General features: G+C 75.0%; 15 protein-coding genes. 5 read left to right on the top strand and 10 right to left on the bottom strand.

Translation table 11 applies throughout. The features are described from left to right. Positions 1 to 741, bottom strand: a complete 741-nt coding sequence (locus tag IEW03_RS06630; protein WP_188522876.1) for an SDR family oxidoreductase — start codon at positions 739 to 741, stop codon at positions 1 to 3. A 121-nt stretch (positions 742 to 862) separates the two neighbouring features. Here IEW03_RS06630 and IEW03_RS06625 point away from each other — a divergent pair, with 121 nt between their 5' ends. Both IEW03_RS06625 and IEW03_RS06620 read left to right on the top strand, forming a co-directional pair. Further along, positions 863 to 1,390: a YbhB/YbcL family Raf kinase inhibitor-like protein gene (locus tag IEW03_RS06625; RefSeq protein ID WP_188522875.1), complete on the top strand. Its 528-nt coding sequence runs from the start codon at positions 863 to 865 to the stop codon at positions 1,388 to 1,390. Continuing rightward, positions 1,387 to 1,968 (top strand): YbaK/EbsC family protein, encoded by a 582-nt coding sequence (locus IEW03_RS06620; RefSeq protein ID WP_188522874.1) that lies wholly within the window; start codon positions 1,387 to 1,389, stop codon positions 1,966 to 1,968. The genes IEW03_RS06625 and IEW03_RS06620 overlap by 4 nt, the downstream gene beginning before the upstream one ends. Before the next feature lie 62 nt (positions 1,969 to 2,030). Here the strand turns inward: IEW03_RS06620 and IEW03_RS06615 are convergent, their stop codons facing one another. The 5 genes from IEW03_RS06615 to IEW03_RS06595 form a co-directional block, all read right to left on the bottom strand. Continuing rightward, positions 2,031 to 3,065 carry a siderophore-interacting protein gene (locus IEW03_RS06615; RefSeq protein ID WP_371870599.1) on the bottom strand — a complete coding sequence of 345 codons (1,035 nt, stop codon included), beginning with the start codon at positions 3,063 to 3,065 and terminating at the stop codon, positions 2,031 to 2,033. A 100-nt stretch (positions 3,066 to 3,165) separates the two neighbouring features. Beyond that, positions 3,166 to 4,074, bottom strand: coding sequence for a universal stress protein (locus IEW03_RS06610; protein ID WP_188522873.1), 909 nt, complete (start codon positions 4,072 to 4,074; stop codon positions 3,166 to 3,168). A 117-nt stretch (positions 4,075 to 4,191) separates the two neighbouring features. Continuing rightward, on the bottom strand, positions 4,192 to 6,276 hold the full coding sequence (locus tag IEW03_RS06605; RefSeq protein ID WP_229737690.1) for an iron ABC transporter permease: 2,085 nt from the start codon (positions 6,274 to 6,276) through the stop codon (positions 4,192 to 4,194). A gap of 5 nt (positions 6,277 to 6,281) precedes the next feature. Next, entirely contained in the window at positions 6,282 to 7,274 is a 993-nt protein-coding gene (locus IEW03_RS06600) for an ABC transporter substrate-binding protein (protein WP_188522872.1), read from the bottom strand. A 120-nt stretch (positions 7,275 to 7,394) separates the two neighbouring features. Further along, positions 7,395 to 8,294, bottom strand: a complete 900-nt coding sequence (locus IEW03_RS06595) for an ABC transporter ATP-binding protein (protein ID WP_371870598.1) — start codon at positions 8,292 to 8,294, stop codon at positions 7,395 to 7,397. A gap of 172 nt (positions 8,295 to 8,466) precedes the next feature. Between IEW03_RS06595 and IEW03_RS06590 the strand changes: the two genes are divergently transcribed. Further along, positions 8,467 to 10,437 carry a glycoside hydrolase family 84 protein gene (locus IEW03_RS06590; RefSeq protein WP_188522870.1) on the top strand — a complete coding sequence of 657 codons (1,971 nt, stop codon included), beginning with the start codon at positions 8,467 to 8,469 and terminating at the stop codon, positions 10,435 to 10,437. Between the two features lie 103 nt (positions 10,438 to 10,540). On the opposite strand, the gene IEW03_RS06585 is transcribed toward IEW03_RS06590, so the two are convergent. The 4 genes from IEW03_RS06585 to IEW03_RS06570 all read right to left on the bottom strand — a co-directional run bounded on the left by IEW03_RS06585 (position 10,541) and on the right by IEW03_RS06570 (position 13,354). Then, entirely contained in the window at positions 10,541 to 10,756 is a 216-nt protein-coding gene (locus IEW03_RS06585) for a hypervirulence associated TUDOR domain-containing protein (protein ID WP_188522869.1), read from the bottom strand. Beyond that, positions 10,753 to 11,262, bottom strand: a complete 510-nt coding sequence (locus IEW03_RS06580) for a DUF488 domain-containing protein (protein WP_229737689.1) — start codon at positions 11,260 to 11,262, stop codon at positions 10,753 to 10,755. The genes IEW03_RS06585 and IEW03_RS06580 overlap by 4 nt, the downstream gene beginning before the upstream one ends. Before the next feature lie 192 nt (positions 11,263 to 11,454). Beyond that, positions 11,455 to 12,303: a TrmH family RNA methyltransferase gene (locus IEW03_RS06575; protein WP_229737687.1), complete on the bottom strand. Its 849-nt coding sequence runs from the start codon at positions 12,301 to 12,303 to the stop codon at positions 11,455 to 11,457. Positions 12,304 to 12,325: 22 nt separating this feature from the next. Then, positions 12,326 to 13,354, bottom strand: a complete 1,029-nt coding sequence (locus IEW03_RS06570) for an AraC family transcriptional regulator (RefSeq protein WP_188522867.1) — start codon at positions 13,352 to 13,354, stop codon at positions 12,326 to 12,328. Positions 13,355 to 13,490: 136 nt separating this feature from the next. On the opposite strand from IEW03_RS06570, the gene IEW03_RS06565 reads away from it, so the two are divergent. Both IEW03_RS06565 and IEW03_RS06560 read left to right on the top strand, forming a co-directional pair. Next, positions 13,491 to 14,156 carry an NAD(P)-dependent oxidoreductase gene (locus IEW03_RS06565; RefSeq protein ID WP_188522866.1) on the top strand — a complete coding sequence of 222 codons (666 nt, stop codon included), beginning with the start codon at positions 13,491 to 13,493 and terminating at the stop codon, positions 14,154 to 14,156. 49 nt (positions 14,157 to 14,205) lie between these two features. Continuing rightward, entirely contained in the window at positions 14,206 to 14,724 is a 519-nt protein-coding gene (locus IEW03_RS06560) for a GNAT family N-acetyltransferase (protein ID WP_188522865.1), read from the top strand. The last annotated feature ends 27 nt before the right edge of the window (positions 14,725 to 14,751 follow it).

Here is a 14,751-nt window from a genome sequence, read left to right as displayed (position 1 = left end):
TCACCCGACCGGCGCGATGCTCGCGCCGCCGTCGATCTTGAGGGTCTGGCCGGTGACCCAGCCCGCGTCGTCGGACAGGAGGAACGCGACCGGCCCGGCGACGTCCGCGGGCGCGCCGAGCCGGGCCAGCGGGTAGGCCGCGACCGCCTGCTCCTCGTGCCCCTCGTAGAGCGCCCGGGAGAACCGGGTCTTCACGACCGCCGGCGCGACCGCGTTGACACGCAGCGCGGGCGCGAGCTCCTGGGCGAGCTGCTGGGTGAGGTTGATCAGGGCCGCCTTGGAGACGCCGTAGAAGGCGATGTTCGGGCTCGACGACGTCCCCGAGATCGACGCGACGTTCACCACGGAGCGGCCCAGGCCGGCGGTGACGGCGTCCCGGGTCCAGTCGAGCGCGGCCACCACGTTCACCTCGAGGATCTTGCGCACGACGCCGGCGTCGACCTCGAGCGCCGGGCCCCAGGCGGGGTTCGTCCCGGCGTTGTTCACCAGGTGGTCGAGGCGCCCATGGCGGCGGGCGAGGTGGTCGAACACCTCCGCGCGGTGCGCCGGGTCGTCGACCTTCCCGGCCACGGCGGAGGCGTGCTCCTCGCCGAGCTCGGCGACGGCCGCCTCCAGGGCGTCGGGCCTGCGGCCGGTGAGCACGACCGAGCCCCCCTCGTCGACGAGCCGCCGCGCCACGGCCAGCCCGATGCCCCGGCTGCCGCCCGTGATCAGGGCGACCCTGCCCTCGAACCTTCGCACCCTCGGCTCCTCGCTCCCGCCATGGCGCCGTCGCCTGGCGTACCGTCCAGTCGGTTTGCGCCGACCGTACCACGGCGCGGCACCCTGGCCAGCGCGGGGACACCTCGTGCACGATGGCGGCATGGACTTCGAGCGGCCCCTGCCCCCCGACCCGTACTCCCTGCTCCCCGCCCCGGGCTTCACGCTCGCGAGCGAGGACGTCGCCGACGGCCAGGCCCTGCACCGCGACTTCAGCGTCGACGGTGCGGACGTGTCCCCGCAGCTGACCTGGAGCGGCTTCCCCGACGGCACCGAGTCCTTCGTCGTGAGCTGCTTCGACCCGGACGCCCCGACGCCCTCGGGCTACTGGCACTGGACGCTCGTCGACGTGCCCGCCACCGTCACCTCGCTGGCCCGGGGCGCCGGTGCCGCCGACGGTTCCGGCCTGCCCGCCGGGGCCTTCCACGTCGCCACCGACGGCGGGCGGACCGGCTTCGAGGGCGCGGGCCCGCCGCCCGGCGACCACGCGCACCGGTACGTGTTCGCGGTGCACGCCCTCGACGTGCCCACCCTGGGGCTGTCGCCCGACAACACGAGCGTCCACGTGGCGTTCAACGCCTACTTCCACACCCTCGCACGCGCCACGCTCACCGGGACGTACCGCCGATGAGCGGGCCGACCGGGCTGCCGACGCTCGGCGACCTGCGGTGGGCCGCGGCCCTCGACCACCGCGACCTCCTGGCGCCGTCCGTCGCCGACGCTCTGCAGGAGTGGGCCGCGCACGACGACCGGGTGGCCGGCCTCGTGGCCGTCGCAGAGATCGATCCCGACCACGCGGACACCGCGACGCTGAACGAGGTGCACGGCCTGCCGCCCGAGGCCTCGGCCAACTGCGTCGTGGTCGCCGGCCGTCGGGGCGACGTCGAGCGCGTCGCCGCGTGCGTCGTCACCGCGACCACGTACGCGGACGTCAACACGCGGGTCCGCAAGCTCCTGGACGCCCGCAAGGCGTCGTTCCTGCCGATGGACCGCGCGACCGCGGAGACCGGCATGGAGTACGGGGGCATCACGCCCGTGGGGCTCCCGGCCGCGTGGCGCGTGCTGGTGGACGCGCGGTTCGCCGCGCCGGGCGCCATGGCGCTGATGGGGTCGGGCCTGCGCCGGTCGAAGCTGCTCATGTCCGGCGAGCTGCTGTGCGCGATGCCCGGGGTCGAGGTGGTCGACGACCTGGGCGTGGCCCGGGGCTGAGCGGCCGGTGCGGCCGCTCAGCCGTCGCTCAGCGGTCGCGGCTCAGATCAGCGCTCCGCGCGTCAGATCTCCGCGCGGCCGCGGCGCCAGTACCCCATGAACGCGACCGCCTTGCGGTCCACGCCCTTGGTGGAGACCAGGTAGCGGCGCAGGGTCTTGATCGAGCCGGCCTCACCGGCGAGCCACGCGTAGAGCACGGTGTCCTGGGCGAGCGGGCGCCCGGAGTCGTCGACGGGGACCTCCCAGAGGGTCTCCGCGTCGATGTCGACGTCGCTCAGCTCGCCGTCCAGGTCGATGCCGGCGGCGGTCACGGCCGGGGTCGGCGACGGGGGCAGACCGTCCTGCGACGGCTGGACGCCCATGGCGAGCAGCCGGTCGGCGGCGTCCTGCACCGCCGGGACCAGCACCTCGCCGTGCTCGCGCTCCTCGCGGGGCAGCCAGGTGACCCGCACGCCCGCCGGGGCGGCCAGGGTCCAGCGGTCCTCGCGGTGCGGCACCTCGAGGAAGACCTCGCCGACGGCGTCGTCCGGGAGCGACTCGCAGATCGCGGCGATCGCCGGGACGGCGGTCTCGTCGCCCGCCAGCAGCAGGGCGTGGCTGCGCTCGGGCGGGTTGAACTCCAGCCCGCCGTGCGACCCGCCGGTGTACGCGGCGTTGGGGCCCATGATCACGAGGGGGGCGCCGGGACGGGCCCCGTTGGCCCACCGCGACGCGGGGCCGGTGTCGCCGTGCAGCACGATGTCGACGTCCACCTCGCGCAGGTCCTGGCGCACGGTGCGCACGGTGTAGGTGCGCAGCGGGTTACGACGCTCCTCGGGCAGCGCCCGCCACGAGCTGAACCAGTCGGGGTTCTGGCGGTCGAGGTACTCCCAGCCGCCGCACGGCGCCGGCAGCAGGAACTTGATCCGCTGGTCGCGCCCGTTGTCGGCGAACTGGTCGAGGTCGTCCCCGGTGAAGGTGATCCGGATGAACGACGGGCACAGCCGGGTCACCCGGGAGACGGTGACGTCGAACATGCGGAACGGCTGGACGGGAACGGTGTCCATGCCGGCGGGCTCGCTGGTGTGCGCGGCGGGCGCGTCGACGGTCTCAGTCACGGTGGTTAGCCTAACCTCACTTCGCCCGCTCGGCGCAACCCTGGTGACCGGAGTCACACCCGCCGGGGCGTCTGGCCAAGGGCGCCGGCCGAGGACCGGCTCAGGCCGGCGCGCGGGCCACGACGACGGGGCAGGCGGCGGTGCGCACCAGGGTGTGCGTCGCCGAGCCCAGGAGGAGCGAGGTGAACCCGCCCCGTCCGCGGGTGCCGAGCACCAGCCGCTCGGCCGTCTCCGCCTCGTGGTGCAGCACCCGCACGACCTGGCCCTCGTGGACGGTGCCCGTCACCTCGACGGCCCCCTCCGACGCACCCAGCTCGCGCAGGAGCTCCTCCACGCGCACCATCGCGCCCTCGAGGACCGGTCCCGCGTCGGCCTCGGTGACGTCGTGGGCCTCGTGCTCGGTCGGCCCGCGCGAGACCACCCACTCGGTGACGCCGGGGCGCCACACCACCACGACGCGCATCGGCCGCCCGAGCCACCACGCCGACCGCGTGGCGGTGTCGAGCGCCGCGCGCGCGGACTGCGAGCCGTCGTACCCCACCACGACGGGCGCGTCGGGCGCCAGGGACGGAGGCGGGCCCGCGGCGGGCACCACGATCACCGGGCAGTGCGCGTGCGCGGTCACCTGCAGCACCACCGTGCCGCGCATGGCCTCGTACAGGCCGCCGTGGCGGGTCGCGCCGAGGACCAGCGCCCGGGCGCCGCCCGACTCGGCGACGAGCGCACCCGCCGGCGACGCGTACTCGACGGTGGTCTCGGTGCTGAGGCCGGGCACGGTGTCGCGCGCGAGCGCGGCCGCCTCCTCGACGACCGGCCAGGCGCCGGCGTCGCCGCGCTCCCCGAGGTCGGCGCCGTGCGGATGTGCCGCGACGTCGAGGTCGTGCGCGTCGCGCACGTACACGACGCGCAGCGTCGCTCCGAGCGCCCGCGCCTCGCGGGCCGCCCAGACGAGGGCGGCGCTCGCCGGCTCGGAGGCGTCGTACCCGACGACGACCGGTGCGTCCACCATGGCGCCATCGTCTCTCGGGTCGCCGCCGCTCGAAAGTCCGGGCCGCCGGGCGAGGCCGGGTCGGTGACCGGGGCCGGCGGCCTGGCTCAGCGGCCGCGCGCCAGGTACGGCCGACGGTCAGGCCGCCGCGCGCCCCCGGCTGCGCCACAGCAGCCACACGAAGTACGGGGCGCCGAGCAGCGCCGTCCCCAGCCCCGCCGGGATCTGCCCGGGGGCGATGACCACGCGCCCGAGCGTGTCGGCCACGGAGACCAGCAACGCTCCCAGGAGCATCGCCACGGGCAGCACCCGGCCGTGCCGGGCGCCGACGAGGGCGCGCGCCGCGTGCGGGGCGACGAGCCCGACGAACGCGATGACGCCGACGGCGCAGACGGCGGCCGCCGTCGTGAGCGCGGCGGCCGCCAGCAGGACGAGGCGCGAGCGGTCCACGGCGAGGCCGAGGACCCGCGGCGTGTCCTCGTCCAGGGTGAGCACGTCGAGCTCGCGCCGGTACGTCGCCGCGAGCGGCACCACCACGAGCAGCGCCAGGGCCACCGGCAGCAGCTGGCTCATCGACCGCCCGTACGTCGAGCCCGACAGCCACGTCAGCGCGAGGTTGACGTCCCACGGAGCGACGACCAGCACCACGAGCGAGATGAGCGCCGTGGTCCCGGCCTGGGCGCCGATGCCGACCAGCACCAGCCGCTCCGAGCCGAGGCCGCCCTTCGCCGACAGCGCGTACACGAGCCCGAACACGACCAGCGCCCCGACCCCCGCGGCCGCCGACATGGCCCAGATGCCCACCCCGGGCACCAGGAGGATCATCGTGACGGCGCCCAGCCCGGCGCCCGACGTCACCCCGAGCAGGCTCGGCTCCGCCAGCGAGTTGCGGCACACCGCCTGCACGATCGTGCCCGCGAGCGCGAGCGCCGCCCCCGCCAGGAGGGCCGCCAGCACGCGCGGGACCCGCTGGTCGAGCACGAAGCCCACCTGGCGCCCGGCGACGCCCTGGGCCCAGTTCGCCACGTCGCCCAGGAGCACGATCCGGTCGCCCAGGAGCAGGCCCGCGACGACGGCCGCGACGAGCGCGACCCCCAGCACGACGAGCACCACCACGACGCGGGCGCGGCTGCGGGGCCGCCCGAGCGCCCCGCCTGCGCCGCGGGCGCCGGCCCCGGAGTCCCGCAGCCGGCGGGCCAGCCACACGAGGATCACCGCGCCGAGGACGGTCGTGACCACGCCGGTCGGCACGACGACCGATGCCTGGCCGGGCAGCAGCGCACGCAGCAGGACGTCGGCGCCGATGACGACGACGACGCCCACCAGCGCGGCGAACGGCAGCAGCAGGGCGTGCCGCCCGAGCCCCGGCACCCGCCGGCCCACGAGCCGGGCGATGACCGGGGCGGCGAGCCCGACGAAACCGACCGGCCCGGCGACGGTCACCGCGACCGCGGCGAGCAGCACCGCCACCAGCACCGAGAAGGCCCGGGTGCGGCGCACGTCGATGCCGAGCACGCTGGCGGCGTCGTCGCCCAGGGCGAGCAGGTCGAGCCGGCGGACCACGAGCACGCACGCCGCGAGCCCGGCCAGCACGACCGGGGTGGCGAGCGCGACCGTCCGCGTCCCGGACTGCACGATGCTGCCGCTCCCCCAGGCGAACATGCCCGTGGTCTCCTGCTCGAACAGCACCAGCAGCACCATCGTCAGCGCGTGCAGGGCGAGCATGATGGCGGAGCCCGCCAGCACCAGCCGGGTGGGGCCGTCGGCCCCCGCGCGCGAGATCACGAGGACGAGGCCGGCGGCGGCCAGGCCACCGAAGAACGCGAGCCCGCCCTGAAGGTAGAACGGCACCGAGACGCCCAGGGCCGCCACGGCGACGACGGTGACGTAGGCCCCGGCGTTGACGGCGAGGGTGTCGGGCGAGGCGAGCGGGTTGCGGGCGACGGACTGCAGCACCGCCCCGGCCACGCCCAGCGCGACGCCGACGAGGATCCCCGCCAGCAGCCGGGGCAGGCGGGAGGACACGAGCACGGCGACGGTCTGGTCGGCCGCGCCGTCGCCCGTGCCCACGAGCGTCCGCAGCACGTCGAGCGGTCCGACGTCGGCCGTGCCCTGCGTGAGGTGCACGAGGCCGAGGAGCAGGGCCGCGAGCGCGGCGCCGGCGAAGGCCGCCACCACGCGCCGGGGCGCGGTGGCGGCCTTCGCCGTCAGGGTCTCCGGCACGCCGGTCAGGCGAGAGCGTCGACGAGGGCGTCGATGTACGCCTCGCCGGACAGCGGGCCGCCGAACATCCACAGGCCGTCGGGGAGGCGGTGCACGTCGCCCGCGGCGACGAACGGCAGCTGCTCCCAGACCTTGTTGCCCTTGAGCCCGTCGGCGTACGGGTCGGCCTCGGAGTCGTTGGCGACGTAGACGAACTGCACGTCGCCGAGCGCGGTGAGGCCCTCGACGTCGGTCTGCGCGAGGCCGTAGTCCGGGTCGCCGCCCTTCGTCCAGGCGTTCTTGAGCCCGATCTCCTCGCCGAGCGCCCCGAAGAAGGAGCCCGGGGTGAACATGCGCACGGACACGGTGCCGTTGGCGATCCAGCCGTCCGCCATGGCGAACTCGGCGCCGGCGAGGCCGGCGTCGTCGATGGCCGTGCTGGCCTCCGCGACCTTGGCGTCGAACTCCTCGAGCACGCTCGTGGCGGCGTCCTGCATGCCGGTGACCTCGCCCAGCGTCGTGACGGTCTCGCGCATGTACCCCAGCGGGTCCTCGCCGTCGGAGCCGCGCAGGGTGAGCACCGGGGCGACCTCCTCGATCTGCGCGATGACGTTCGCCGGCAGGTCGGTGGTCGTGACCACGAGGTCGGGCTCGAGCGCGGAGATCGCGTCGAGGCTCGGCTCGCCGCGCGTACCGACGTCCGGCGTCTCGGCGTCGATCGGGGCCGCGGTGTCCCAGGTGTTGTAGCCCTCGACGTCGGCCTGGCCGATCGGGTCGACCCCGAGCGCGACGAGGTTCTCCGTGAGGCCCCACTCGAGGGAGACGACGTCGGTCGCGGGCGCGTCGAGGGTGTGCTCGCCGCGCTCGTCGGTGTACGTCACGGGGCCGGAGGCGGCCGGGGCCTCGGCGGCCGCGTCGGCCTCGGGCTCCTCGGTGGTGCCGCAGGCGGCGAGCGCGAGCGCCGCGAGCGCGGCGGTCGCGCCGGCGAGCAGGGGGCGGGTGGCGGGGCGGGAGCGCATGGGTGTCCTTCGGGTCGGTGCGCGCCGCCGGACTGCGGCGGCGCACGTGTGGGGCGCGGGGCGTGCCAGGGGGGAAGCGGGTGAGCGCACGGCGACGTGGTCTCGGCGCCGTCGCGTCGGTCAGACGGCGGCTGCGGCGGCGCGCCGGACGTCGTGCCGGCTGACGGCCTCGCAGCAGGTCCGGCCGGTGATCGGGTGGGTGTACACGTCGACGTGGATGCCGTAGACCTCGGTCAGCAGCTCGCCGGTGAGCACCTCGGCGGCCGGTCCGGACGCCCGGACGACCCCCTGGTGCAGCACCACGACGTGGTCCGCCACGGCGGCGGCCTGGTCGAGGTCGTGCAGGACCACGCCCACGGCGACGCCGTGCACGCGCGCGAGGTCGCGCACCAGGTCGAGGAGCTCGACCTGGTAGCGCAGGTCGAGGTAGGTGGTGGGCTCGTCGAGCAGCAGCACGCCGGTGTCCTGCGCGAGGCAGGTGGCGAGCCATACGCGCTGCAGCTCGCCGCCGGAGAGCTCGTCGACGCCGCGGTCCGCCATCGTCGCCACGCCGGTGACCTCCATGGCGTGCGCGACGGCGCGCGGCCCGTCCGGGTCGGCGGTGCGGAAGCGTCCGCGGTACGGGTGGCGGCCGTAGGCGACGACGTCGCGCACCGTCACGCCGCTGGGCGTGGGCCGGCTCTGCGAGAGCAGCGTGACCCGCCGCGCGAACTCCTTGGGGTGCAGGGCGAGGGCGTCCTCGCCGTCCGCCACCTCGCCGGAACCGCCGGAACCGTCGGCACGGTCGAGCCGGACGGTGCCGGCGTCGGGCCGGTGCAGGCGGGCCAGCGAGCGCAGCAGGGTCGACTTGCCGGAGCCGTTCGGGCCGAGGAGCGCGGTGACCGCGCCCTGGCGCAGCTCGATGGCCGCGCCGTCCACCACGGTGCGCTTGTCGTACGACAGCCGCAGGTCGCGTCCGGACAGCGCGACCTGTCCGTGCGCGACACGGGCCTGCGTCGGCTCAACCAAGGTCTGACTCACGTAGGTGAGGCTAACCTTCATCGCTCGACCTGAAAACCCCCCGGTCCGTGATCCAGGTCACGAGCACCGGGCCGGGCGACCGAGGGTGCGCCACGCCCGCGCGGCGTCGTTGACAGCGCCGCCCTCGATTGACAGCGTTGTCGACTCCTGGTCTAGACCAATGGAGGTACGCATGACCACGACCATCGGAAGACGCCGCATCGGCGCGGGCCTGATCGCCGCCGCGACGCTGCTCGGCACCGGGGCGGCGGTGGCGCCCGCCGCCGCCGAGCCGCCCGGACCCGGCGACCTGCCCGTCGTCAGCCCCGCCCCGCAGGAGATGACGCGCACGGGGCGCGACGTGCCCCTCCCGGCGCGGGTCGAGCTCGTCGTCGGCGACGACACCGACCCCGCCGCCCGCACCGCGCTCGAGGAGACCCTGCTCGGCCACGGGGTCCGGTCGATCAGCAGCCGCGACGCCGGCAAGGACCCCCGGCCCGGGCGCGCGCCCGTGCAGATCGTGCTGGGCGACGAGGCGCGCGCGGACGTGCAGGACGCGCTCGACGGCGTCACCGTGCCGGACCACGACGAGGCCTACGCGGTCCACGTCGACCGCGGGGCGGGCCGGCTCGGCACGGTCGCGCTGGCCGGCGCGGACGCCGCCGGCCAGTTCTACGCGGTCCAGACGCTCGAGCAGCTGCTCACGGACGCCCGCGGCGGCACGTCCGTCGCCGGGGCCACGGTCCGCGACTTCCCCGCGATGCCGCTGCGCGGCTCGATCGAGGGCTTCTACGGCGAGCCGTGGACCCACGCGGAACGGCTCGACCAGCTGTCGTTCTACGGCGACGTCAAGGCGAACACGTACGTGTACGCCCCGAAGGACGACCCCTATCACCGCGAGAAGTGGCGCGAGCCCTACCCGGCCGACACGTTCGCGCAGCTGACCGAGCTCGTCGACGCCGCCACCGCGAACCACGTCCGGTTCACGTTCGCCCTCTCGCCCGGCAACAGCATCTGCTACTCGAGCAACGCCGACATGGCCGCCCTGGAGGCGAAGTTCCAGGCGCTCTACGACGTCGGCGTGCGGGCCTTCAGCATCCCGCTCGACGACATCGACTACACCAGCTGGGCCTGCGACTCGGACCAGGAGGCGTACGGCGACCCCACCCCGGCGAGCGCCGGCAAGGCGCAGGCCGACTTCCTCACCCGTGTGCAGCAGGAGTGGATCGAGACGCACGAGGGCGCCCAGCCGCTGCAGATGGTCCCGACCGAGTACTACAACACCACGGAGTCGCCCTACAAGGCCGCGCTGCGCGAGATGGACGAGGACGTCGTGGTGATGTGGACCGGCAACGACGTGGTGCCCCAGTCCATCTCGGTCGACCAGGCGATCGAGGCCGACACCGTTTTCGGCGGCCCGACCTTCCTGTGGGACAACTACCCGGTCAACGACTTCGGGCAGTCCAGCGGCCGCCTGCTCCTGGCGCCGTACGACAAGCGCGAGGCGGGTCTGTCGGACCACCTCGCGGGCCTCGTGTCCAACCCGATGAACCAGGCGTCGGCGAGCAAGGTCGCCGTCTTCGGCATGCTCGACTTCGCCTGGAACGACCGCGCCTACGACGCCGACCGCAGCTGGACGGAGGCGATGCGCTACCTCTCCGGCGACGACCCCGAGGCGGTGGAGGCCCTGCTCGCCTTCGGCGACCTCAACCACCTGGCGCCGAGCTTCGGCGACCCGTGGCAGCCGCAGGCACCCGCGCTCGCGGCCGACCTCGAGGACTTCTGGGGGCACTGGGAGTCGGGCGACCGGCAGGCGGCCCTCGACGGCCTGCGCGAGCGCGCCGAGCTGATCGACTCGATCCCCGCGACGCTGCGCGACTCCGACGTCGACCCCGAGTTCCTCGCGGACGCCGCGCCCTGGCTCGACGCGAACGAGCTGTGGGGGGACGCGTTCCTGGCGACGCTCGACGCGGCGCAGGCCGACCTCGACGGCGACACGGACGCCCGCGACGACCTCCTCGCCGAGGCGCAGGAGTCCGCCGACGCCGCGGCCGAGGTGATCGTCGACCCGCCGGACAACCGGTGGGGCGCGGCACCGGTGAAGCTCGGCGACGGCGTGCTCGACGTGTTCCTCGAGGACCTGGCCAGCACGATGCGGGGCTGAGCGGCCGCTGAGTACAAGGCGTGACGACAGCGAGGGGCCGGTGCACGCGCGTCGGCCCCTCGCCCGCACCACAGCTCGGGCGCGTCCGTGACGCTCGAGCGCATCAGCCCTCGAGCCTGGTGAGAGCCGATCCCTTGTGAGCGGCGACGTGGTCGGTCCTGTCGCTCTTGATCTCGTACTGGGGCTCGGCCTCGCTCGCACGACGGCGGTGTCCCTTGTATTCGAAGTCTCGGGTGTGAACCCTCGTGATCGTGCCGGAGACCCGGCCCGCCTCGGAGTTCCAGCCGACGTGGTCACCGACCGAGTACCTCTCGCTCATGATGCGTCTCCTGGTGTCTCGTCGGGGTAGGTCACCACGCCGTCCTCGGCGACGACGGGCGGCGCGCCCCACCGTCCCAGAACGTGCTGAGTCGGCTCCGCGTCGTTCAGCAGGTGCACGACGGCCCATCCGCGGGCCGTGAGCGTGTTCGAGATGAGCAGACGGTGGCACCGCCACGGCATCGGCTCGCCGCACATCATCACGACCCGCCGGTCGACCGCCATGCCGGTGAGCCGGTTCAGTCCGGTCTCGAACTCCGGCGTCAGGGTGTAGTCGGCGTAGTTCTTGAAGCTCGCGTTCTGCCAGCCGGCGTTGAGGGTCGGGTCGACGTCTTTCTGCTTCGGGCGTCGTCCGCCGAGCTCGCTCACGTGCAGATAGTCGATCCCGGCCGCTTCCAGCCATGTCGGCATCTCGTCAGCGTCGAACTGCGGGCTGCGGCGCGAGCCCGGCATCTTGCGCACGTCGACGAGCAGGTCGATGTCCGCGGACGCGAGCGTGTCGAGCACGACGGAAGGCGGGCACGTCCAGTGCCCGACCGTCCACACCGTGCCCGGCGTCCCGGCAGTGGCGACGACTCTGTCCGTCTCGACGTCGCCAACCGGCCTCGGAATCATGCGTCCAAACTACGGCGGCCCTGGAGTTCCGTGCGACCGACACCGGCAACGCGATCGCCGAAGAACAGGACGAACACGGTCAGGTCAGATGCGGGTCGCCCAGAACGCGACGGCGGACGCCGCGGCCACGTTGAGCGAGTCCACTCCCCCGGCCATCGGGATCCGCACCACGACGTCGGCGGCCTCCACCGCGCCGCGGGACAGGCCGTCGCCCTCGGTCCCGAGCACCGTCGCGAGCCGCTCGGGCGGCTCCGCGACCAGGTCGTCGAGGGAGACGGAGTCGTCGGCGAGCGCCAGCGCCGCGACGGTGAACCCGTCGTCGGCCAGCGCGTGCAGCCCGCCGGGCCACGAGGGCAGCCGCGTCCACGGCACCTGGAACACGGTGCCCATCGACACGCGCACCGACCGGCGGTACAGCGGGTCCGCGCAGCGCGGCGAGACCAGCACGGCGTCGACCCCGAGCGCCGCGGCGCTGCGGAAGATCGCGCCGACGTTGGTGTGGTCGACGATGTCCTCCAGCACCGCGACGCGGCGCGCACCCGCCCCACCGCGGGCGGCGGCGAGCAGCTCGTGCACGCCCGGCAGGACGGGCCGGTGCATGGCCGCGAGCGCCCCGCGGTGCAGGTGGAACCCGGTGATCTGCTGCACGACGTCGTCCGGGCCGACGTACACGGGCGCGTCGGGGTGCGCGACGAGCACGTCCGCCATGGAGTCCAGCCACTTCTCCGCCATGAGGAACGACCGGGGCCGGTGCCCCGCCTCGAGCGCACGGCGGATCACGGACGACGACTCGGCCATGTACAGCCCCTCGGCGGGCTCGCGCACGGTGCGCAGCTTCACGTCCTTGAGGTCCGTGTAGTCGCGCAGGCGCGGGTCGGCGGGGTCGGTGATCGCGGTGACCTGGGCGAGGCGGTCGGGCTCGGTGGTGCTCACCGTGGCATTCTCCCCCGGCGGCTCACGCGCCGAGCACGTCCTCGAGGCTCTGCGGCCCGGTCGCGGTGCGCCATGCTCCCGGTGTGGAGCCGTGGCGGCGCACGAAGGCCCGGTGGAAGCCCGGCCCCGAGTCGTACCCGACCCGCCGCGCGACGGCGGCCACCGAGGCGTCGGACTCGCGCAGGAGGCGGGCGGCCACGTCCATCCGGTGCCCGGCGACGTACGCCATGGGCGGCTCCCCCACGGTCCGGGCGAACCGCTCGGCGAAGGCCGAGCGCGACAGCCGCGCCTCGGCGGCGAGCGACCCCAGCGTCCACGGCTCGCCTGGCGCGGCGTGCACCGCGCGCAGGACGGGGCCCAGCGCCGGGTCGCGCAGCGCCCCCAGCCACCCCGACGCTGGCTCGTCCGCCTCCAGCCACCCGCGGATCGCGTGCACCAGCACGACGTCCGCCAGGCGCGCCGTCACGACGTCCGTGCCGGGCCGCGGGTGGAGGGCCTCCTGTGCGATCGCCTCGACGACGGCGCGCACTCCGCCGGCGCCCGCGTGGCCCTCGCGCGGCGCGCTCAGCACCGGCGGCAGGCTCGCCAGCAGGCGGCCGACGCCGGGCTCCGCGAAGCCCACTGCGCCGCACACCAGGGTCGCCGTGCGCCCGCCGCCGTCGATCCGCAGCTGCTCGTAGCGCTCCGCCACGACGGTGCGCTCGACCTCCCACAGGCCGACCGCCGGGTCGTCCGCGCCGCCCGTGATGCGGTGGCCCGTGCCGTGCGGCACCAGCACGACGTCGCCGGGCACCAGCTCGTGCGCGGTCCCCTCGACGTCGACCACGGCGCGCCCGGCCAGCAGCAGGTGGTACATCAGGACGCTCGGCAGCGGCGGCAGCTCGAGGCCCCACGGCTCGCTGAACCGGCCGGTCGAGCAGAAGACGCCCGTCATCTCGAGCGCGCCCAGCACGCCGCCCCATGGGTCGTCGCGGCCCGCGCCGGGCTCGGTCAGCGTCGTCACGTCCGGGACGAGCTCCCGCGCCGTAACCGGGGCCGCGGTCTGCGTCATCGCCCCATCGTCGACGGCACCGGACGATCGGTCAACACCTTCGGCGGATCGTTCATTGTCCGTCCGACCGGCGCCCGACAGGCTGAGGGTGTTCGCGGAGCCCACGAGGGGCCTCGCACCAGGAGGGAGATCGATCATGGACGTTCTCGTGGTGGGCGCGACGCGGGGCAGCGGCCTCGCGGTGACGCGCCGGCTCGTCGCCGAGGGACACCGGGTGACCGCGTTCGGCCGGACGGCGAGCGCCGCGTTCGCCGCGCCGCTGCCGGGCCCCGGTTCGGTGCGGCCCGTCGACGGCGACGTGCTCGACCCGGAGGCCGTCTCCAAGGCGGTCGTCGGGCAGGACGCCGTCGTCGTCACGCTCGGCATCTCCGACAACCCGCTCGCGGTCCAGTGGCTGCGGCGGGCGAGCACGGCGCTCGACGTGCGCTCGGCCGGCACCGCCGCGGTGCTGGCCGCGATGCGCGACGCCGGCGTCCGGCGCCTCGTCGTCCAGACCACCTACGGGCTGGGCGACTCCTGGCGGCACCTGAGCCTGACGTGGAAGCTCACGTTCCGGTTCGTCATCGGCCGCCAGCTCGCCGACTCCGCGCGACAGGAGGACCTCGTCCGCGCGAGCGGCACGGACTGGACGCTGGTGCGCCCGGTGTCGCTCACCGACCAGCCGGCCGACGACGGCGCGCACGTGAGCACCGACAGCGACGTGCGCGGGATGACGGTCTCGCGCGGGCAGGTCGCCCGTGCGGTCGTCGACGCGCTCGCCGACCCCCGCACGGCGGGCGCCACGCTCAGCGTGTCGTCGTGACGCCCGCCCACGGCGGCGGGTGTCAGCGGCCCGGCCTATCCTCGCGGACGTGAACACGACGACCACCGACGTCCGTCCCCGCGAGCACGACGACGTGCCGGTCCTCGCCAGGGTCGCCGCCGAGCAGCAGCCCACCAGCGGCTACCCGAGGACCTGGCCCCCGATGGTCGGTGTCCGTGACTTCCTCGTCCGCCCGGACGAGGAGGCGGCCTGGGTCGCGCTCCGTGACGAGCGGATCGTCGGGCACGTCAGCGTGACGACGGTGCACGACGACGAGCACGGCGCGATCTGGTCGGCCGGCACCGGTCGCCCGGTCACCGAGCTCGGGTGCGTGTCCGTGCTGTTCGTCGCCGCCGACGTCCGGGGCACCGGCGTCGGCGGCCTACTGCTCGACACCGCGACCGCCTACCTGCGCGACGCGGGCCGCACGCCGGTGCTCGACGTCGACGACCGGGACGGCGTGGCGCACGCCGTGTACCTCCACCGGGGCTGGCGCGTCGTCGGGGAGGCCCGGTTCCACTGGCAGGGCGAGGGCACGCCGCCCGCGCGCCTGCTCGCTCTCACCTGACGCGCGGTTCCGACGGGCCCGGCCGGA

The organism is Isoptericola cucumis (assembly GCF_014635665.1).
Lineage (GTDB): Bacteria > Actinomycetota > Actinomycetes > Actinomycetales > Cellulomonadaceae > Isoptericola > Isoptericola cucumis.
The sequence above is the reverse complement of the archived record's forward strand: the minus strand, read 5'-3'. Positions and strand labels throughout refer to the sequence as shown.